Source organism: Streptomyces sp. NPDC087310, from assembly GCF_044744405.1.
Classification (GTDB): Bacteria; Actinomycetota; Actinomycetes; order Streptomycetales; family Streptomycetaceae; genus Streptomyces.
Genome location: NZ_JBIUYF010000002.1, coordinates 532,618 through 551,113, shown reverse-complemented (window position 1 = coordinate 551,113; position 18,496 = coordinate 532,618). Strand labels below are relative to the sequence as shown.

Annotated in this window: 20 protein-coding genes; 10 read left to right on the top strand and 10 right to left on the bottom strand. The window is 71.8% G+C overall.

The features are described 5' to 3' along the window. Nucleotides 1–2: 2 nt before the first annotated feature. The 4 genes from pcaG to ACIO3P_RS08205 are packed head-to-tail and all read right to left on the bottom strand — an operon-like array spanning nt 3 to nt 2,795. Entirely contained in the window at nt 3–584 is a 582-nt protein-coding gene (gene pcaG / locus ACIO3P_RS08220; RefSeq protein WP_401848495.1) for a protocatechuate 3,4-dioxygenase subunit alpha, read from the bottom strand. Continuing rightward, nucleotides 584–1,369: a protocatechuate 3,4-dioxygenase subunit beta gene (gene pcaH / locus ACIO3P_RS08215; RefSeq protein WP_401848496.1), complete on the bottom strand. Its 786-nt coding sequence runs from the start codon at nt 1,367–1,369 to the stop codon at nt 584–586. The genes pcaG and pcaH overlap by 1 nt, the downstream gene beginning before the upstream one ends. Next, nucleotides 1,366–2,040, bottom strand: a complete 675-nt coding sequence (locus tag ACIO3P_RS08210) for a CoA transferase subunit B (protein ID WP_401785641.1) — start codon at nt 2,038–2,040, stop codon at nt 1,366–1,368. Before ACIO3P_RS08210 ends, pcaH begins: the two co-directional genes overlap by 4 nt. Then, nucleotides 2,040–2,795, bottom strand: coding sequence for a CoA transferase subunit A (locus tag ACIO3P_RS08205; RefSeq protein WP_329828042.1), 756 nt, complete (start codon nt 2,793–2,795; stop codon nt 2,040–2,042). The genes ACIO3P_RS08210 and ACIO3P_RS08205 overlap by 1 nt, the downstream gene beginning before the upstream one ends. 201 nt (nt 2,796–2,996) lie before the next feature. Here ACIO3P_RS08205 and ACIO3P_RS08200 point away from each other — a divergent pair, with 201 nt between their 5' ends. From ACIO3P_RS08200 to ACIO3P_RS08185, 4 genes are all read left to right on the top strand, one after another. Beyond that, nucleotides 2,997–3,455 carry a MarR family transcriptional regulator gene (locus ACIO3P_RS08200; protein WP_329828041.1) on the top strand — a complete coding sequence of 153 codons (459 nt, stop codon included), beginning with the start codon at nt 2,997–2,999 and terminating at the stop codon, nt 3,453–3,455. A gap of 85 nt (nt 3,456–3,540) precedes the next feature. Continuing rightward, nucleotides 3,541–4,044, top strand: a complete 504-nt coding sequence (locus ACIO3P_RS08195; RefSeq protein ID WP_329828040.1) for a peptidylprolyl isomerase — start codon at nt 3,541–3,543, stop codon at nt 4,042–4,044. A gap of 79 nt (nt 4,045–4,123) precedes the next feature. Next, nucleotides 4,124–4,396, top strand: coding sequence for a thiamine-binding protein (locus ACIO3P_RS08190; RefSeq protein WP_329828039.1), 273 nt, complete (start codon nt 4,124–4,126; stop codon nt 4,394–4,396). A 53-nt stretch (nt 4,397–4,449) separates the two neighbouring features. Continuing rightward, nucleotides 4,450–4,812: a helix-turn-helix domain-containing protein gene (locus tag ACIO3P_RS08185; RefSeq protein WP_401787516.1), complete on the top strand. Its 363-nt coding sequence runs from the start codon at nt 4,450–4,452 to the stop codon at nt 4,810–4,812. A 46-nt stretch (nt 4,813–4,858) separates the two neighbouring features. On the opposite strand, the gene ACIO3P_RS08180 is transcribed toward ACIO3P_RS08185, so the two are convergent. Then, complete coding sequence (locus tag ACIO3P_RS08180; RefSeq protein WP_401848497.1) at nt 4,859–6,244, bottom strand: glycoside hydrolase family 43 protein; 1,386 nt, start codon at nt 6,242–6,244, stop codon at nt 4,859–4,861. Between the two features lie 288 nt (nt 6,245–6,532). On the opposite strand from ACIO3P_RS08180, the gene uraD reads away from it, so the two are divergent. The 3 genes from uraD to ACIO3P_RS08165 all read left to right on the top strand — a co-directional run bounded on the left by uraD (nt 6,533) and on the right by ACIO3P_RS08165 (nt 9,910). After that, nucleotides 6,533–7,462, top strand: a complete 930-nt coding sequence (gene uraD, locus ACIO3P_RS08175; RefSeq protein ID WP_401848498.1) for a 2-oxo-4-hydroxy-4-carboxy-5-ureidoimidazoline decarboxylase — start codon at nt 6,533–6,535, stop codon at nt 7,460–7,462. Between the two features lie 6 nt (nt 7,463–7,468). Next, nucleotides 7,469–8,443, top strand: a complete 975-nt coding sequence (gene pucL / locus ACIO3P_RS08170; RefSeq protein WP_329828036.1) for a factor-independent urate hydroxylase — start codon at nt 7,469–7,471, stop codon at nt 8,441–8,443. 90 nt (nt 8,444–8,533) lie between these two features. Continuing rightward, the gene (locus ACIO3P_RS08165; protein ID WP_329828035.1) at nt 8,534–9,910 is read left to right on the top strand and encodes an 8-oxoguanine deaminase; all 1,377 of its coding nucleotides are present in this window, start codon (nt 8,534–8,536) and stop codon (nt 9,908–9,910) included. A 90-nt stretch (nt 9,911–10,000) separates the two neighbouring features. Here the strand turns inward: ACIO3P_RS08165 and ACIO3P_RS08160 are convergent, their stop codons facing one another. The 4 genes from ACIO3P_RS08160 to ACIO3P_RS08145 all read right to left on the bottom strand — a co-directional run bounded on the left by ACIO3P_RS08160 (nt 10,001) and on the right by ACIO3P_RS08145 (nt 14,095). Then, nucleotides 10,001–10,807, bottom strand: coding sequence for a chitosanase (locus ACIO3P_RS08160; RefSeq protein WP_401848499.1), 807 nt, complete (start codon nt 10,805–10,807; stop codon nt 10,001–10,003). A gap of 144 nt (nt 10,808–10,951) precedes the next feature. Beyond that, nucleotides 10,952–11,548 (bottom strand): TIGR03086 family metal-binding protein, encoded by a 597-nt coding sequence (locus ACIO3P_RS08155; RefSeq protein WP_329828033.1) that lies wholly within the window; start codon nt 11,546–11,548, stop codon nt 10,952–10,954. A gap of 75 nt (nt 11,549–11,623) precedes the next feature. Continuing rightward, a complete protein-coding gene (gene aceB, locus ACIO3P_RS08150; RefSeq protein WP_329828032.1) occupies nt 11,624–13,255 on the bottom strand; it encodes a malate synthase A in 1,632 nt (543 codons plus the stop codon). A gap of 165 nt (nt 13,256–13,420) precedes the next feature. Further along, complete coding sequence (locus ACIO3P_RS08145; RefSeq protein ID WP_401848500.1) at nt 13,421–14,095, bottom strand: NTP transferase domain-containing protein; 675 nt, start codon at nt 14,093–14,095, stop codon at nt 13,421–13,423. A 283-nt stretch (nt 14,096–14,378) separates the two neighbouring features. Here ACIO3P_RS08145 and ACIO3P_RS08140 point away from each other — a divergent pair, with 283 nt between their 5' ends. Continuing rightward, a complete protein-coding gene (locus ACIO3P_RS08140; RefSeq protein ID WP_329828030.1) occupies nt 14,379–14,696 on the top strand; it encodes a DUF5955 family protein in 318 nt (105 codons plus the stop codon). A 54-nt stretch (nt 14,697–14,750) separates the two neighbouring features. On the opposite strand, the gene ACIO3P_RS08135 is transcribed toward ACIO3P_RS08140, so the two are convergent. Further along, the gene (locus ACIO3P_RS08135) at nt 14,751–15,563 is read right to left on the bottom strand and encodes an IclR family transcriptional regulator (protein ID WP_329828029.1); all 813 of its coding nucleotides are present in this window, start codon (nt 15,561–15,563) and stop codon (nt 14,751–14,753) included. A 347-nt stretch (nt 15,564–15,910) separates the two neighbouring features. Here ACIO3P_RS08135 and allB point away from each other — a divergent pair, with 347 nt between their 5' ends. After that, nucleotides 15,911–17,209, top strand: a complete 1,299-nt coding sequence (gene allB, locus ACIO3P_RS08130; protein WP_401848840.1) for an allantoinase AllB — start codon at nt 15,911–15,913, stop codon at nt 17,207–17,209. Continuing rightward, on the top strand, nt 17,206–18,396 hold the full coding sequence (alc, locus tag ACIO3P_RS08125; RefSeq protein WP_401848842.1) for an allantoicase: 1,191 nt from the start codon (nt 17,206–17,208) through the stop codon (nt 18,394–18,396). The genes allB and alc overlap by 4 nt, the downstream gene beginning before the upstream one ends. The last annotated feature ends 100 nt before the right edge of the window (nt 18,397–18,496 follow it).

Here is an 18,496-nt window from a genome sequence, read left to right as displayed (position 1 = left end):
GCTCACCGGAACTCCAGAAAGACCGTTTCCCCTTCGCCCTGAAGGCGGATGTCGAAACGGTACGCGCGCGGTGCGCCGGACTCGGGAACGGCGAGCAGCGTGGCGCGCCGCCCGGCGTCCAGCGAGGTCAGCAGCGGATCGCCGGTGTCCTCCAGATAGGCGCGGGTGTACAGGTGGTGGAGCAGGCCACGGGCGAAGACCGCGACGCTGAGGTACGGGACACCGCCCGGCGGCAGCGTACGCACCGCCCAGTGCCCGTCGGCGTCCGTCGGGACCCGCCCGAAGCCGGTGAAGTCGACGCCGTTCCGCCCGATGACCCGGCCGGTGACCGGGTCGTGGCGCAGCGATCCCGGCTTTCCGGTGCGCGAGCCGTCGGGCGCGGGCTGCCAGGTCTCGACGAGCGCGTCGGGCACGGGGGCGCCGGCCCCGTCGTACACGTATCCGTGCAGGGTGAGCGTGTCGGGGTGACCGGCCGGGGCGATGTCGCCGCCGCCCTCGAAGGGCAGCGCGTACCCGTAGAACGGGCCGACCGTCTGGGACGGCGTCGGCCCGAAGGACCCGGACGCGGCAGTGGGCTTGGACATCAGTGGTCGCCGCCTTCCTCGAAGAGCGTGGCGGACGGGCCGTCCAGGACGATGTCCCAGCGGTAGCCCAGGGACCATTCGGGGACGGACAGATCGTGGTCGTACGCCGCCACCAGACGGGCCCGCGCCGACGCGTCGGTCACCGACTGGAGGACCGGGTCGTACGGGAAGATCGGGTCGCCCGGGAAGTACATCTGCGTGACCAGGCGCTGGCTGAACGCCGTACCGAAGAGCGAGAAGTGGAGATGCGCGGGACGCCAGGCGTTGACGTGGTTGCGCCACGGGTAGGCACCCGGCTTGACCGTGGTGAACGCGTAATGCCCATGATCGTCTGTCAAGCACCGGCCGAAACCGGTGAAGTTCGGGTCCAGCGGCGCCGGATGCTGGTCGAGCTGGTGCGCGTACCGGCCCGACGCGTTGGCCTGCCACAGCTCCACGAGCTGGCCGCGGACCGGCCGCCCCGCCCGGTCGAGCACCCGGCCCGAGACGGTGATCCGCTCGCCGAGCGGCTCGCCCTGGTGCTGCCGGGTCAGATCGCGGTCGAGCGCGGTGACGTCGGTGACACCGAACGCCGGCCCCGTCAGCTCCACGGCCTCGGGGTCCCGCAGCGGGATCAGCGGCTGCTTCGGATGGCGCAGACGGCTGCTGCGGTACGGCGGATAGTCGCGCGGCGGATGGTTCCCGGCGGCGGACGACCCCCGCGCCTTCGCGACCTCGGCGGCTTTGGCGACCTCGGCGTCGATCTCGTGCTGGCTCAGCCCGTCGGGCAGGGGAGTGGTGGTCACAGGGCGGCTCCGTGGGTACGGGGATGCGGCGGAACGGGGTCGGCGGTACGGACCGCGGCGGCGGTCCTGTCGACGATCTCGGCGGCGGTCACCCCGGGTGCGCACTCCACCAGCACCAGCCCGTCGTCGGTGACGTCGAGCACCCCGAGGTCGGTGATGATCCGGTTCACGCACCCCTTGCCGGTCAGCGGCAGGGCGCACTCCTCCAGGATCTTCGGGCCGCCGTCCTTGGCGGTGTGCGTCATCACGACGATGACCGTGCGCGCGCCGTGGACCAGGTCCATCGCCCCGCCGATGCCGGTGATCAGCTTGCCGGGGACGGCCCAGTTGGCGAGGTCCCCCCGGGCGGATACCTGCATCGCGCCCAGTACGGCGACATCGATGTGGCCGCCGCGGATCATGCCGAAGGAGAGCGCGGAGTCGAAGTACGAGGCACCGGGCAGGACGGTGACGGTCTCCTTGCCCGCGTTGATCAGATCGGGGTCGACCTCGTCCTCCGTGGGGTACGGTCCGACGCCGAGGACGCCGTTCTCCGACTCCAGGACCACTTCCACACCGTCCGGGAGGTGGTTGGGGATCAGCGTCGGCAGGCCGATGCCGAGATTGACGTAACCGCCGTCGGGGAGTTCCCGCGCGGCCCGCGCGGCCATCTCCTCCCTGGTCCAGGCCATCAGTGACGCACCGTCCTCTTCTCGATCCCCTTGTCGGCCGCCTGTTCCGGGGTGAGCGCCACGACACGCTGGACGAAGATCCCCGGGAGGTGCACCTCGTCCGGCGGGATCCCGCCGGGCTCCACCAGCTCCTCCACCTCGGCGACGGTCACCCGGCCCGCCATGGCGGCGAGCGGGTTGAAGTTGCGGCTGGACCGGTTGAAGACCAGGTTCCCGTGCCGGTCGCCCTTCGCGGCGCGGACCAGCGCGAAGTCGGTACGGATGCCGCGCTCCAGCACGTACTCCGTACCGTCGAAGTCGCGCACCTCCTTGGCCGGTGACGCGAGCGCGACGCCGCCCCGCCCGTCGTACCGCCAGGGCAGCCCGCCCTCGGCGACCTGGGTGCCGACACCGGCGGGGGTGTAGAAGGCGGGGATGCCGCAGCCGCCGGCCCGCAGCCGTTCGGCGAGGGTGCCCTGCGGGATCATCTCGACCTCGATCTCACCGGCCAGGTACTGCCGGGCGAACTCCTTGTTCGCCCCGATGTACGAACCGGTCACCCGCGCGATACGGCCCGCGGCCAGCAGCACGGCCAGCCCCGATTCCAGGGCGCCGCAGTTGTTGGAGACCACGGCGAGATCGCGGACGCCGCGTGCGTACACCGCCTTGATCAGCTCGTTCGGCACCCCGCTCAGACCGAAGCCGCCCACGGCGAGGGACACCCCGTCCCGGGTGTCGGCCACGGCCTCCGCGGCGGTGGCGACCACCTTGTCCATGCGTGAATCCCCTCTCGTCCGGCGCCCCGCACCCCTCGAATACTCAGGGCACTGACTATCTCTTCGAGGTCCGACACAAGCTGCCATCCGCCCCCACATCCGTCAAGAGCGGCGACGGAGCGTCATCGGGGCGCGTATCGTTCAGTGCACCAACGAAATCGCACCGGGAGTACCCGGTGCCGCGCAGCCCGAGGAGCGCATATGGCCGCGGTGGATCTGACCACGCACCCCGGGCATCTCGCCCGCCGTCTCCAGCAGGCGCACTACCTGCTGTGGAACACGATGGTCTCCGAGGAGACCACCTCGCCGCAGTTCGCCGTGCTCAACGCCCTCGTCGCCGAACCGGGCCTCGACCAGCGCACCGCCGGTGAACGGGTCGGCCTGGACCGCTCCACCATCGCCGAGGTGGTCACCCGGCTGAGCCGCCGCGGCCTGGTCGACAAGGTGCGTGACCCGCGGGACGGCCGCCGCTTCATGCTGCGCCCCACCGAGGAGGGGGAGCGGACCCACCGGAAGCTGGCGCTCCGCGCGGCCCGGATGAACCAGGTCTTCCTCGGCCCCCTCTCACCCGCCGAGCAGGCCGTCTTCTTCGATCTGCTCCGGCGGGTCTCCGAGGCGGCGGAGAGCCTGCGCGTCCCCGCGGAGCCGGTCGCGTACTGAAGCCGCCCGTTCGTGCGCGTTTCCGCTCCGTGCCTGGTCGGAGCCCGTCGGGCCGCGCGCGGAGCCTCCTGACAGAATGTCCCCCATGACTACTGACAACGTATTCTTCGACATCACGATCAACGACGAGCCGGCCGGCCGGATCACCTTCCGCCTCTTCGACGACGTCGTCCCGAAGACCGCCCAGAACTTCCGCGAGCTCGCCACCGGCGAGCAGGGCTTCGGCTACGCCGGTTCGAGCTTCCACCGGGTCATCCCGGACTTCATGCTCCAGGGCGGCGACTTCACCGCCGGCAACGGCACCGGCGGCAAGAGCATCTACGGGAACAAGTTCGACGACGAGAACTTCCAGCTCAAGCACGACCGGCCGTTCCTGCTCTCCATGGCGAACGCGGGCCCGAACTCCAACGGCTCGCAGTTCTTCATCACCACCGTGGTGACCTCGTGGCTGGACGGCAAGCACGTCGTCTTCGGTGAGGTCGTCGAGGGCCAGGACCTGGTCAAGAAGATCGAGTCCCTGGGCTCCCGCGCCGGCTCGACCGCGGCGAAGATCACCATTTCCGCGTCCGGTGCCGTGAAGAGCGCGTAACGACTAAGGTCGTGTGCCAGTGCCTGGGGCACCCGAACGGCCGCAGTGACCCTCCAGGCTTTCCGGCGGTGGAGGCACAGTGCGCTTGAGAGTGGAGTTCACGACCGAACCCTTCGACCTCGACGAGGCGCCCGCCCACGCGGTGGTGGCCCGCGAGGTCGTCCAGGGGGCGCAGCTCGACGCGGTCGACGTCGGACCGTTCGGCAACACCGTGGAGGGCGGCGCCGACACCGTACTGGCGGCGGTGGACACCCTCCTGCGCGAGTCGCTGGCAGCCGGTGCGACCCGGGTCTCGCTCCAGGTCAACGTGATCGGGAGCGAGCCCGGGACCGCCGCGGAGGGCGACCGGTGAGCGAGCTGCCCGACCATCCCTTCGTCGCGGCGGTCAAACCGCTGGTCGACGCCATGGGCGGACAGCTTCTGACGCCCGAGGAGGCCCGGCCGGACGATGTCGTCCTCGCCTGGGAGGGCGCCGACCTGCTGGCCGTACGGCTGCCGCAGCTCTCGGAATCCCTGGACCACATCCTGGCGGCGCTGGAGCGCGCCCACGGCAGGCCGCTCGCGGAGCTGGACCGCAAGGCCAAGCAGTCCGTCGTACGGACCCTGGAGGCGCGCGGCGCCTTCGCGGTACGGCACGGTGTGGAGACGGTGGCGACCGCGCTCGGCGTCAGCCGCTTCACCGTCTACAACTACCTCAATTACGCCGACGAGCAGCGGGCCAAGGCGCGCCGGGGAGACCGGCGACCGGAGCGGGAGCGGGACGGCTGACGCCACGCGCCTCCGCCGGTGCCCCCGGGCGGTCCGGCGCCTGGAGTCAGTGGCCGACGCGGAAGGTCGCGTCCTGTCGCTCGGTGGCGGTGGCGACCGGGTCGATGCGCAGGACGTAGTTCGCGTGGCGGAGGTAGCGGGTGGGGTTGTTGTACGAGCGGAACGACGACCAGCCGGCGTCCGCGAGGCCCGCCGTACGGTAGAAGGTCGCGTCCGCCGCGAACGTCGACGTGCCGTCTACGGCGTCCAGTTGGAGCTGGTAGTTGTAGTGCCGCAGGTAGCGGGTCGGGTAGTTGACCGACTGGAAGGAGACCCCGGCGCTGTCGGCGAGACCCGGGACCAGCCTCCACTGCGAGTCGGCGTACGGGTCGAAGGGGTACGGGTCGATACGGCCCACGTTGTTGGCGTGGCGGAGGTAACGGGCCGGAAAGTTGTAGGACTTGAGCCGGTTCCAGGCCGGGGCGCCCCACCGTGCCAGCAGGTTGTCGTACTCGGCCGTCGTGATCGTCGCGATGCCGCAGTGCTTGGAGTTGAGCGGCTGCGTGTAGCTCCTCTGGTCGAGCGCGGTCCAGGTGCCGGCCGACAGGTTGGTGGACTGCCAGGCGTAGAAGACGCCGTTGGGGGTGTACGTGTCCCCCCAGAGGTACCAGGTGTTCGACGTCAGGGACTTGACGACGGTCGGCGCCTCGGTGCCGCCCTGGGCGACGCCCGTGCCGAACTCGGTGAAGCTGCCCGGGTCGAGCGAGGTGGACCTCGCCCCCACCAGCGTCTGGTTCTTCTTGAAGTAGAGGTAGTTGACGCCGCCCACGCCGACGGCCATGTTCCCGTCGATCACGTCGTACCCCGGGTCGAAGAAGACCTGCGGGGCGGAGGCGGTCAGGAAGTCACTCGTGTGGTTCACCATGATCACGTTGTGGCCGCTGCCGTTGACGGCGGAGTAGATGAGCGCGTACTGGCCGCGTCCGGCGTCCCAGAACGCCTCCGGCGCCCAGGAGTGGGTGTTCATGTCGTGCAGCCTGAGCCGGTGGTAACCGGTGAAGGTGCGCAGATCGGTGGAGTTCCACACGTGCACGTACTGGCTGACATAGCTCCAGTCGGTGCCCTTGAGGTCGGTGGCGAGGACGACGAAGGTGCCGTCCCGCTTGCGCAGGATGAACGGGTCGCGCAGGCCGAGCGCGCCCGCGGTGGGCGTGACCACGGGGTTGTTCTGGTTCAGCGGGATCCAGTTGAGCGAGTCCGTGCTGACGGCGAGATGGAGGCCGTAGTCGGTGCCGTCACCGCCCGGGGACTCGGTGAAGTAGCACATCACGTACGCCGAGTCGGCGGCGTGGGCGGTTCCCGCGCCGAGGGTCAGCGCGCCGGTCAGGGCCAGTGGGGTGGTGGCGGCCATGCCGAGGAAGAGGCGGCGGGACGGGCGGGGGCGTGCGCTCATCGTGGTCTCCAGGCGGGATGATTGGCCGGTATCTCGAACGAGGTTCGGAAAATCGGTCAGAAGGTAGAGCGCGACCGTGTCCACGTCAATCGTTGCGGCGCGCTTCGGGTGGCGGGCTTCGCGCGGGCTTAGGGCGGGCTTAGGGCGGGCTTCGGGCGGCGCGGGGTGCGACAGCCGGCGCCGGACGCGCCGCCACGCGATATTTCAACAAAGTGTTGACGTTCTGCCGTGGACCGCGTTAGCTGGGCGCAGCCCGCCCAGCACCGCGCTCTGCCACGGAGGCTCCCCGTGACGTCGACACCACCCCCCGCCCCGGGCCTCACCCGGTTCAACGCCTCTCCCGACGGCGTGGCCCTGGCCGCGCTGCGCGAGGTGTGCGCCAGCACGGCGTGGGGCGAGGCGCTGCTCGCCCGCCGCCCGTACGCCACCGAGGACGAACTGCTCGCCGCGGGCGACACCGTGACGGCGGAACTCGCCGACGCGGAGCTGACCGCGGCCCTGGCCGGACATCCGCAGATCGGCCGCCCGGATCCTGGCGACCCCGTCTCGGCCCGGGAACAGCGCGGCATGGCCGGGGCCTCCGCGCCGCTCAGGGCCGAGATGACGGAGCTGAACCTGGCCTACCAGGAGCGGTTCGGCCATGTCTTCCTGATCTGCGCCACCGGCGCCACCGCCGAGGAGATGCGGGACGCGCTGAGGACCCGGCTCGGCCACACACCGGAGCGGGAACGGGAGATCGCCCGTGCCGAACTCGGCAGGATCAACCGCATCAGGCTCTCCCGGCTGATGGACTCCCGGCCGATGGCGGAGGGGCCCGCCCCCGCCTCGGTCTCCACCCACATCCTGGACACCGGCGCAGGGCGCCCCGCCGCCGGAGTCGCCGTCACCCTCGCGGCCCGCGCCGACGGCGGCCCCGACGCCGGCGCCGACGGTGCGTGGGTCGCGCTCGGCGGCTCGGTGACGGACCCCGACGGCCGCTGCAAGGACCTTCCGGCACTGGCGCCGGACACCACCCAGGTACGGCTCACCTTCGTGACCGGACCGTATCTCGACCGCAGGAAGACGGCCGAGGCACAGCAGGACGCCCCCGCGCTCCGGGACGGCGGTGCGCCGTTCTTCCCGGAGGTGGCGATCACGTTCACCGTCACCCCGGGCGAGCACTATCACGTACCGCTGCTGCTCAGTCCGTTCGGCTACTCCGTCTACCGAGGGAGCTAGTACGTCATGACCGACCTCTCCACCCCTGCCGACCCGGCCCCCGCGGGCCGTCCGGCGATGCTCGGCCAGAACCAGTACGGCAAGGCGGAGAACCGCGTCGTCCGGATCACCCGGGACGGCGCCACCCACCACATCAAGGACCTGAACGTCTCCGTCGCGCTCGAAGGCGACATGGACGACGTCCACTACTCCGGCTCCAACGCCCATGTGCTGCCGACCGACACCACCAAGAACACGGTGTACGCGTTCGCCAAGGAGTACGGCATCGAGTCGGCCGAGCAGTTCGGCATCCATCTCGCCCGGCACTTCGTGACCAGCCAGGAGTCGATCCACCGGGCGTGCATCCGGATCGAGGAGTACGCCTGGGAGCGCATCGCGGCGGCGGACCCCGGCCCGGACGCGGACGCGGGAGACGAGCCCCGGCACTCGTTCGTCCGCAGGGGCCAGGAGACCCGCGTCGCCCGGATCACCTTCGACGGCGAGAGCTGGCAGGTCGTCTCGGGCCTCAAGGACCTGACCGTACTGAACTCGACCCACTCCGAGTTCTGGGGGTACGCCAAGGACAAGTACACGACCCTCAAGGAGTCGTACGACCGGATCCTCGCCACCGACGTCTCCGCGCGGTGGCGCTACGGCTGGACGGGCGGCGAGGAGTCCGCGCCGGAGTGGGACACCTCGTACGCGCGGACGAAGGAGCACATCCTGCGGGCCTTCGCCGAGACGTACTCCCTCTCCCTCCAGCAGACCCTGTACCAGATGGGTGCGCGGGTCATCGACCACCGTGCCGAGATCGAAGAGATCCGCTTCTCGCTGCCGAACAAGCACCACTTCCTGGCCGATCTGTCACCCTTCGGGCTGACCAACGACACCGGTGACGGAGCGGTCTACCTCGCGGCCGACCGGCCGTACGGCCTGATCGAGGCCACCGTCCTGCGGGACGGGGCGGAGCCGGGCATACCGGCGGAGCTGACCCACCTGTGAGCCCGCGCGTACGCCCGCTCCCGGTCCGCCGGCCCGTGAGTCCGTCAGCCCGTGAGTCCGTGAGTCCGTGAGTCCGTGAGAGGAACCGCCGTGGCGACGTCACGCATTGTCATCGAGAACTGCGCCATCGCGACCGTGGACGCCCACGACACCGAGTACGCCTCGGGCCATGTCGTCGTCGCGGACAACCGGATCGAGTCCGTCGGCGCGGGCCCCGCCCCCGCGCGGCTGGAGGGCGTCGTCCGCCGGGTCGACGGCACCGGCCATCTCCTCACCCCCGGGCTGATCAACACCCACCACCACTTCTACCAGTGGATCACCCGGGGCCTCGCCACCGACCACAACCTCTTCGAGTGGCTGGTCGCCCTCTACCCGACCTGGGCGCGCATCGACGAGCCGATGGTCCGCGCGGCGGCGGGCGGCTCCCTCGCGATGATGGCCCGCGGCGGTGTCACCACCGCGATGGACCACCACTACGTCTTTCCGCGCGGCTCCGGCGACCTGTCCGGCGCGATCATCGGCGCCGCGGCGCGCACGGGCATACGGTTCACACTCGCCCGCGGCTCGATGGACCGCGGCGCGTCGGACGGCGGGCTGCCCCCGGACTTCGCGGTCGAGTCCCTGGACGGCGCGCTCGCCGCGACCGAGGAGACCATCGACGCCCACCACGACGCGTCCTTCGACGCGATGACCCAGATCGCCGTCGCGCCCTGTTCGCCCTTCTCCGTCTCCACCGAACTGCTCCGGCAGGGCGCGGAGTTGGCGCGCCGCAAGGGGGTACGGCTGCACACCCACGGCAGCGAGACGGTCGAGGAGGAGCGGTTCTGCGAGGAGCTGTTCGGCATGGGGCCGACGGACTACTTCGAGTCGACCGGCTGGCTCGGCCCCGACGTGTGGATGGCCCACTGCGTCCACATGAACGACTCCGACATCGCGGCCTTCGCCCGCACGGGCACCGGGGTCGCCCACTGCCCGTCCTCCAACGCCCGTCTGGCGGCCGGGATCGCGCGCGTCCCCGATCTGCTCGCCGCCGGTGTCCCGGTCGGCCTCGGGGTCGACGGCACCGCCTCCAACGAGTCGGGCGAGCTCCACACCGAGCTGCGCAACGCGCTGCTCGTCAACCGCCTCGGCGCCCACGGGAAGCGGGCCATGACGGCCCGTCAGGCGCTGCGTCTCGGTACGTACGGCGGCGCCCAGGTGCTCGGCCGCGCCGAACAGATCGGCTCGATCGAGGCGGGCAAGCTCGCCGACCTCGTCCTGTGGAAGATGGACACGCTGGCCCACGCCTCCATCGCCGACCCGGTGACCGCGCTGGTCCTCGGGGCAGCAGCCCCCGTCACCCTCTCCCTGGTCGACGGCAAGGCCGTCGTGGAGGACAGCCGCCTCACCACCGTGGACGAGGACGAACTCGCCCGCGCCACGAGGGGCGAGGCCCGCCGCCTCGCACGGATCGCCGCGGACGGCTGATCCCACCGGAACGTCCGGCCGAGGGGGACGGCCCTCGGCCGGACACCCCGGCCGCCGGCGCCGTGTTCGGCGCTATGTGTCGGACAGGGCCTAGCCGTCGATGCGGTAGGAGTCCCCGTACACCTTCCAGGCCAGCGGGGTACGCAGAGCGAGGTTGCCGTCGTCCAGGAAGACGCGCTGGGCCGTGTCGATCCTGCTGGTGTCGCTGTGGCCCCGCTCGCCGCGCATCGCGGTGACCCGCGCGTCCAGGAACGCGTCGAGATACGCCGTCTCGTCGCCCCCGCGCGCCGGGGCGTCGGCCTTCGCGAGCGCCTTCGCGCGGATCGTACGGAAACCGACCGTGTCCTTCGCGTCGGCGTAACCGTGCATCACATACGCGTCGTAGTAGACGAACTGCCCCAGCGCCCCCAGCCCGTCCGCCTTCGCCCGCGCCACGGCCGGGTCGAAGTAGATCCGGTCGCGCTCCTCGTCCTGGGCCGTCCGCATCCGGGGGTCCTCGGCCGCCTTCCGCCACGCGGTGGTGAACGCGGTGCCGAGCCCGTCATGGGAGTCGCCGCCCTTCACCGCACGGAGCGCGGGCAGGAAACGCGCCAGCCCGTTGTCCGGCCGCGCCCGCGTGTAGCGCTCGACGACCCGCAGCAGATCCCCGCAGCCGCTGCAGAACCCGACCAGACCGGCGGTGTACCCCCGGCCGTCGTCGATGTCCTCGATGTAGTCGTACTGGTCCTTCCAGTCGAGGGAGGAGTTCTCCGCGCTGGAGACCAGCCGCATGGCGATCTCCTTCTTCGCGGGATCGTCCAGATCGACCGAGGCCCCTTCGGCGGGGGCGCACGCGACACAGACGGCCAGCACCGGCACCAGGAGAGCAAGCAGCGTGCGGCGGAGCGCGTGGATCACGTGAACGGACCTTTCCCCCTGGTGTGCCCTGCGCGCACCGGCCTGCCACCGAGATTACGGGAGGGTCCCGGATGATCCGGTAGGGGCGGTGGACGGGGTACGCACCCTGCTGTACGGGGCGTTGTCGGACCTCCGGCCCGCCGGTCAGACCCCCGGCCGCCAGTCGGGGCGCCGGCCGCTGAGGCCGATCACCCGGTCGAGCAGCGGGGCGTCCCCGGCCGTCGGCACCGGCGGGCCGAACACGTCGGACGCCCCGGGACCGGCCTGCGACAGCATCCCGTACGACGCCCGGAGCCCCGCCTCGGCGGGGGCGTACGGCTGTCCGGTGGACCGCGCCAGGTCCCAGCCGTGGATCAGCACCTCGTTGAGGGCCACCAGCCCGGTCACGGCTCCCGGCAGATCGACGCCGCCGATCCGGGTCCGCCCGTCCCACGCCGCGGGCGACCGCCACGCGGCGGCCAGCTCGTCGAGGCGCCGGGGCAGCGTCTCCCGCCAGCCCTCGTCCAGCACGAGCGGGGCGCTCCCGGGCGCCGTGTCGGTCGTCGGCCCCAGCTCCTTGCGCGCGGCGTCCCGGAACCCGACGGTCAGGCCCATGAGGTGCGCGAGCACCTCCCGTACCGTGTACGCGGGGCAGGGCGTGACCCCGGACAGGTGCTGCTCCGCGACACCGCCCACCACCCGGGCCGTCTCCTGGCACACGGGACCGAGATCGAGCGGCTCCGGCTTCTTGTCTGTGTCCATACCGAAGTAGACCGCCGGAACCGCCCGAACTCATCGAACGCCACGCTGTGCGTCCGGTCAGCCGCGGAGCTCGTATCAGCCGCGGAGCTGCTCGTACGCCGGGAGCGTGAGGAAGTCCGCGTAGTCGTCGTCCAGCGCGACCGTCAGCAGCAGGTCGTGGGCCTGCTGCCAGCGGCCCGCGGCGAAGGACTCCTCGCCGATCTCGGCGCGGATCGCGGTCAGCTCGTCGGCGGCGAGTGTGCGGGCCAGCTCCGGGGTGACGCGGAGCGTCTCGCCCTCGTGGTCGAACTCGACGCCCGCGTTGATCCACTGCCAGATCTGCGAGCGGGAGATCTCCGCCGTGGCCGCGTCCTCCATCAGGTTGAAGATCGCGACCGCACCCATGCCGCGCAGCCACGCCTCGATGTAGCGGATGCCGACCTGGACGGCGTTGCGCAGGCCCTCGTACGTGGGGCGGGCGTCCAGCGAGTCGACGGCGATCAGATCGCCCGCGGCGACGGAGACATCCTCGCGGAGACGGTCCTTCTGGTTCGGGCGGTCGCCCAGGACCGCGTCGAAGGAGGCCATGGCGATCGGCACCAGGTCCGGGTGGGCGACCCACGAGCCGTCGAAGCCGTCGGCCGCCTCGCGGTCCTTGTCGGCCCTGACCTTCTCGAACGCGACCTTGTTGACGTCGGCGTCGTGCCGGGACGGGATGAAGGCCGCCATGCCGCCGATGGCGTGCGCGCCGCGCTTGTGGCAGGTGCGGACGAGGAGTTCGGTGTAGGCGCGCATGAACGGCGCCGTCATCGTGACCGCGTTGCGGTCCGGCAGGACGAACTTGGCGCCGCCGTCACGGAAGTTCTTCACGATCGAGAAGAGATAGTCCCAGCGGCCCGCGTTGAGCCCGGAGGCGTGGTCGCGCAGCTCGTAGAGGATCTCCTCCATCTCGTACGCCGCGGTGATCGTCTCGATCAGCACCGTCGCCCGGACGGTGCCCTGCGGGACGCCCACATAGTCCTGGGCGAAGACGAAGACGTCGTTCCAGAGGCGCGCCTCCAGGTGCGACTCCGTCTTCGGCAGGTAGAAGTACGGGCCCTTGCCCAGCTCGATCAGCCGCTGGGCGTTGTGGAAGAAGTACAGCCCGAAGTCGACCAGCGCGCCCGGCACCGGCTCGCCGTCCAGCACGAGATGGCGCTCCGCGAGATGCCAGCCGCGCGGGCGCATCACGACCGTCGCGAGGTCCGCCGCGTCCTTGAGGGCGTACGACTTGCCCGTGCGCGGGTCGGTGAAGTCGATGCGGCGCCGGTAGGCGTCCATCAGGTTGAGCTGACCGAGGACCACGTTCTCCCAGGTGGGCGCGGAGGCGTCCTCGAAGTCCGCGAGCCAGACCCGCGCGCCGGAGTTCAGCGCGTTGATCGTCATCTTGCGGTCGGTCGGTCCGGTGATCTCCACCCGGCGGTCGTCGAGCGCCGCGGGCGTCGGCGCGACCCGCCACGCGTCGTCCTCGCGCACGGACGCGGTCTCCGGCAGGAAGTCCAGGCTGGAGGTACGGGCGATCTCGGCGCGGCGCTCGACGCGGCGGGCGAGCAGCTCGTCACGGCGGGGCGTGAACCGACGGTGCAGCTCCGCCACGAACGCGAGGGCCGCATCGGTCAGTACCTCGTCCTGACGGGGCAGGGGTTCGGCGTCGACGATGGCCAGCGGGGAGGGCGCTGGTGCGGACATGAGCTGTCACTCCTTCACGAGCGGCGCGGGCGGCGAGGGCGCCGTGGCGGCCGGCGTATCGAGCGCACCGTTCGAGGTGTCGGGCGCTTCTGACCTGTGGATAATAGTTTCCTCATGGTGGAACTTCAATGCTTTGTTGATGTCCTCACTCCGTTGTGGGTGTCCTCACTCCGCCGAGCTCGCGGCTCTCCGGGGTGACGCCTGCTCAAGATGGGCCAGATCCTCCTCCGTGTCGATGTCGTACGGCCGGGCGACATCCCCGCATTCGACCAGAACGATCTCGCGTTCGCGCGCTTTCAGATAGGCACGTGCCCCGCGGTCGCCCCTCGCATCCGCCGCGATCTCCGCCCAGCGGTCCGCGCCGAACGCCACGGGATGGCCGCGCCTGCCGTCGTACGCCGCCGACACCAGCGCCTCCGGGCCCCGGCACGCGGCCACCACCCGGGCCACCGCCGCCGCGCCGATCCCCGGCTGGTCCACCAGCAGCACCAGGACCGCCCGCGCGTCCGTGCCCGCCAGCGAGGCCAGCCCCGCCCGCAGCGAGGACCCCATCCCGTCCGCCCACCCGGGGTTGTCGACCAGGACGGCACCCGGCAGCACCGCCCGCTCCCGTACCTCCGGCGCGGACGCCCCCAGCACCACGTGCACCGGCGCGCACCCCCCTTCGCGCAGGGCGCGCGCCGCGTGCTCCACCAGCCGGCGGCCCCGGTGTTCCAGCAGCGCCTTCGGCCGTCCGCCCAGCCGGCGGCCACCGCCCGCGGCGAGCAGCAGCCCGGCGACCGGTTCCGTGACCTCGTACGCCTCCGTCATGGGCGCGTCCGCGCCGTAGGTGTCTGACATGAACCCTGCTTACCGCACCGCGCCCCCGCGCGCCCTGTCGCGCCCCTCCGCGCGGTGAATGTTCCGCGTGCGCCGGTGATCACCAGGAATTCCTTTCGCATTCCGGCCGTCTTCCCGCCGTATTCGGTCCGTGGAGTGGCGCCTACCCTGCGCGATGGCGTTAACTTGCCCGCGAACCCAGGCGATTGACCACCGCCGAAGGGGAATGGTCCTACCAGTACGAAGTCGCGCCCGGCACGGAGAAATGCCGTGGGGCGCAGGGCGGAAAAGCATAGGGGGAGCTTTGTTGCGGAGTGTGGGGAAGTCGCCGGTGGCGGAGAAGGGCGAGGACCCGAGGATCACGGGGCTGCGCGCCGCCGTGTCCCGACTCCGGCGCGAACTGGCGGTCTACCCGTCGGAGTTCAGGGACCGCGCGATAGCCGAGGACGAACTGGCCGCGCTCGCCGCGATGGTGGCGAGCGGCGCCCCCGAGAACGCCCGGATGCGCCGCTCCCTGCTGCTGATCGTCGGCTCGATCGGCTCGGTCAGCGCCCTCGGCCCGGCGCTGATGGGCGTACGGAGCGCCGTCGACCTCTTCGGGGACCTGCCGCACCCCCGCTGACCGGCCAGGGGGCCGGTCCCGCCGGCCCCGCGACCACACGGTCGTGCCCCGCTGTCAGCCCTGCGCCTGCTGCGCCGCCGTGTTCGCCAGCGCCGCCGACAGGTCGCGCGCGACCTCCAGCAGTACGGGCACGATCCGGTCCGTGGCCTCCTCCGTCACCCGGCCCGCGGGCCCCGAGATCGAGATGGCGGCGGCGGTGGGGGAGTCGGGCACCGGGACCGCCAGGCAGCGGACCCCTATCTCCTGCTCGTTGTCGTCGATCGCGTACCCCGCGCGGCGCACCGTCTCCAGCGCCGCCAGGAAGGCGTCGGGCGTCGTGATCGTCTTCTCCGTGGCGGCCGGCATGCCGGTACGGGCCAGCAGGGCGCGTACCTCCTCCGGCGGGATGTGCGACAGCAGCGCCTTGCCCACACCCGTGGAGTGCGGCAGTACCCGGCGGCCCACCTCGGTGAACATCCGCATCGAGTGCTTGGACGGCACCTGCGCGACGTACACGATCTCGTCGCCGTCGAGCAGCGCCATGTTCGCGGTCTCGCCGGTCTCCTCGACCAGCCGCGCCAGATAGGGCCTGGCCCACGTGCCGAGCAGCCGGGACGCCGACTCGCCGAGGCGGATCAGGCGCGGGCCGAGCGCGTACCGCCGGTTGGCCTGCTGGCGCACATAGCCGCAGGCCACCAGGGTCCGCATCAGCCGGTGGATGGTGGGCAGCGGCAGGCCGCTGGCCGCGGAGAGCTCGCTGAGGCCGACCTCGCCGCCCGCGTCCGCCATCCGTTCGAGCAGGTCGAAGGCGCGCTCAAGGGACTGGACGCCACCGTTGCCGGAGGCGGATCTGGCGGCGTCGGTGCTGTTGGCGCTGGACGACGGCACGTCAACGGTCCTTTCGGGGCGGGCGGACAAGCAAGCAGCCTATACCGGCCCCGGCGATCGGGAGGGGGCCGGGGATGAGACGTCTCTGCCGGTCAGGTGGTGTTTGTCCGGGGTGTGCACGATCGCCTCGGCTGGGTAGGGTGTTCTGGCTGGTGAAAACAGTATTTCACGTTGCGGAAACATTGGCGGGCCGAGTGGCCTTGACGGGCTCCGGTCGGGAGTGAAGACTTCTTCAACAGTTCGTTGAATCGCGCCTGGTGGGGCCAGCCCCACGAGGCCAGTGAGGAGTACGGGTGCCCGAGGTGAGCCTGCTGCTGCGGTCGACGCGCGTCATCACCCCCGAGGGGATGCGGCCCGCCACCATCGCCGTCGCCGACGGCAGGATCTCGGCCGTACTGCCGTACGAGGCGGAGCCCCCGCACGGCGCCACGGACCGGACGGCCGTGGTCGAGGACGTCGGGGACGACGTCGTGCTCCCCGGCCTCGTCGACACCCACGTCCATGTGAACGACCCGGGCCGCACCGCGTGGGAGGGGTTCTGGACCGCCACCCGCGCCGCCGCGGCCGGCGGCGTCACCACGCTGCTCGACATGCCGCTCAACTCGCTGCCGCCCACCACGACCGTCGCACACCTGGGCGTCAAGCGGGACGTGGCCCGCGCCAAGGCCCATGTCGACGTCGGTTTCTGGGGCGGCGCCGTACCGGACAACGCCCAGGACCTGCGCCCGCTCCACGACGCGGGGGTCTTCGGCTTCAAGTGCTTCCTGTCGCCGTCCGGCGTCGAGGAGTTCCCCGAGCTGGACCAGGAGCGGCTGGGCCACGCCCTCGCCGAGATCGCGGGCTTCGGCGGACTGCTGATCGCGCACGCCGAGGACCCGCACGAGCTGGCCGCGGCCCCCGCGCGCGGCGGCCCCGCGTACGCCGACTTCCTCGCCTCCCGCCCGCGCGCCGCCGAGAACGAGGCCGTCACCCGTCTGATCGCCCAGGCGAAGCGGCTCGACGCCCGGGTGCACGTCCTGCACCTCTCGTCCTCGGACGTCCTGCCGCGGATCGCCGCCGCCAGGCGCGAGGGCGTCCGGATCACCGTCGAGTCCTGTCCGCACTTCCTCACCCTCACCGCCGAGGAGGTCCCCGACGGGGCCACGGAGTTCAAGTGCTGCCCGCCGATCCGCGAGGCCGCGAACCAGGACGCGCTCTGGCAGGGGCTGGCCGACGGCACGATCGACTGTGTGGTCTCCGACCACTCGCCCTGCACCGCCGACCTCAAGACCCCCGACTTCGCCTCCGCGTGGGGCGGCATCTCCTCGCTCCAGCTCGGCCTCCCGGCGATCTGGACCGAGGCCCGCCGGCGCGGCCACACCCTTCAGGACGTCGCGCGCTGGATGTCGACGGCCCCCGCCGCCCTCGCGGGACTGTCCCGCAAGGGCGCCATCGAGGCGGGCCGCGACGCCGACTTCACGGTCCTCGCGCCGGACCGGACCTTCACCGTCGACCCGGCGGAACTGCACCACCGCAACCAGGTCACGGCGTACGCGGGCAGGACCCTGCACGGCGTGGTCGTCTCGACCTGGCTGCGCGGCACCCCGATCCTCCGCGACGGCGTCCTCGCCGAACCCTCAGGCCGACTGCTCGAAAGGAACAACTGACCGTGTCCGACGCTCCGCCCCCCGCCGTGCCCGAAGCCCGCTTCACCGGTGACGCCCGCCCGTACGGCGGCGGCGACCCGTACGCCGACTACCGCACCGCGGACCTCCCCTTCACGCACCTCACCGATCTCGCCGACCGGCGGCTCGGCGCCGGGGTGCTCGCCGCCAACGACGAGTTCTTCGCCGAGCGCGAGAACATGCTGAGGCCCGGACCCGCCGTGTTCGACCCGGAGCACTTCGGCCACAAGGGCAAGATCATGGACGGCTGGGAGACCCGGCGCAGGCGCGGCGGAGCCGCCGGCCGGCCGCACCCCGCCCCCGAGGACCACGACTGGGCGCTGGTCCGGCTCGGCGCGCCCGGGGTGATCCGCGGGATCGTCGTCGACACCGCGCACTTCCGCGGCAACTACCCGCAGTCCGTCTCCGTCGAGGCCGTCTCGCTGCCCGGCTCCCCGTCCCCGGAGGAGCTGCTCGACCCCGGCGTCGCGTGGACGGTGCTCGTGCCCCGTACCGCCGTCGGCGGCCACGCCGCCAACGGGTTCCCGGTCGACGTCGAGCGGCGCTTCACCCACCTCCGCGTCAACCAGCACCCCGACGGCGGGATCGCCCGGCTGCGGGTGTACGGAGAGGTCGCGCCCGATCCGGCGTGGCTCGCCGCGCTCGGTACGTTCGACCTGCTCGCCCTGGAGAACGGCGGCACCGCCGAGGACGCCTCCGACCGCTTCTACTCGCCCCCGGCCAACACCATCGGCCCGGGCCGCTCCCGGCAGATGGACGACGGCTGGGAGACCAGGCGCCGCCGTGACCTGGACAACGACTGGATCCGCTACCGGCTGGCCGGACAGGGCGAGATCCGGGCGGTCGAGATCGACACGGCGTACCTCAAGGGGAACGCGGCGGGCTGGGCCGCCCTCTCCGTACGCGACGCCGGCACGGACACCGGTACGGGTACGGGTACGGACACCGGTACCGGTACGGACGCGGACGGCTGGACGGAGATCCTGCCCAGGACCCGGCTCCAGCCCGACACCAACCACCGCTTCGTCCTCGCGGCCCCCGCCCTCGCGACCGACGTACGGATCGACATCTACCCCGACGGCGGGATCTCGCGGCTCCGCCTCTTCGGCTCCCTCACGGAAGGCGGCGCGGCCCGCCTCGCCGCCCGCCACCGGGAACTGGGCGGCTGAGGACGGCGGCCGGGACCGGCGAAAGTCCGGGGCGCGTGACGAAAGCCGGGAGTCGCGCGACTTTGGTAGCTTCCGCCGCGCACCGGCGACCGTACCGCCC

Bases quoted from the DNA above. Each gene is read 5' to 3' on its own strand.
- ACIO3P_RS08145 (WP_401848500.1), bottom strand. From the start codon at position 14,095: ATGTCAGACACCTACGGCGCGGACGCGCCCATGACGGAGGCGTACGAG.
- pcaG (WP_401848495.1), bottom strand. From the start codon at position 584: ATGTCCAAGCCCACTGCCGCGTCCGGGTCCTTCGGGCCGACGCCGTCC.
- ACIO3P_RS08205 (WP_329828042.1), bottom strand. From the start codon at position 2,795: ATGGACAAGGTGGTCGCCACCGCCGCGGAGGCCGTGGCCGACACCCGG.
- pucL (WP_329828036.1), top strand. From the start codon at position 7,469: ATGACCGACCTCTCCACCCCTGCCGACCCGGCCCCCGCGGGCCGTCCG.
- ACIO3P_RS08185 (WP_401787516.1), top strand. From the start codon at position 4,450: ATGGGCGGACAGCTTCTGACGCCCGAGGAGGCCCGGCCGGACGATGTC.
- ACIO3P_RS08195 (WP_329828040.1), top strand. From the start codon at position 3,541: ATGACTACTGACAACGTATTCTTCGACATCACGATCAACGACGAGCCG.
- aceB (WP_329828032.1), bottom strand. From the start codon at position 13,255: ATGTCCGCACCAGCGCCCTCCCCGCTGGCCATCGTCGACGCCGAACCC.
- ACIO3P_RS08200 (WP_329828041.1), top strand. From the start codon at position 2,997: ATGGCCGCGGTGGATCTGACCACGCACCCCGGGCATCTCGCCCGCCGT.
- ACIO3P_RS08155 (WP_329828033.1), bottom strand. From the start codon at position 11,548: ATGGACACAGACAAGAAGCCGGAGCCGCTCGATCTCGGTCCCGTGTGC.
- allB (WP_401848840.1), top strand. From the start codon at position 15,911: ATGCGGCCCGCCACCATCGCCGTCGCCGACGGCAGGATCTCGGCCGTA.
- ACIO3P_RS08210 (WP_401785641.1), bottom strand. From the start codon at position 2,040: ATGGCCTGGACCAGGGAGGAGATGGCCGCGCGGGCCGCGCGGGAACTC.
- ACIO3P_RS08180 (WP_401848497.1), bottom strand. From the start codon at position 6,244: ATGAGCGCACGCCCCCGCCCGTCCCGCCGCCTCTTCCTCGGCATGGCC.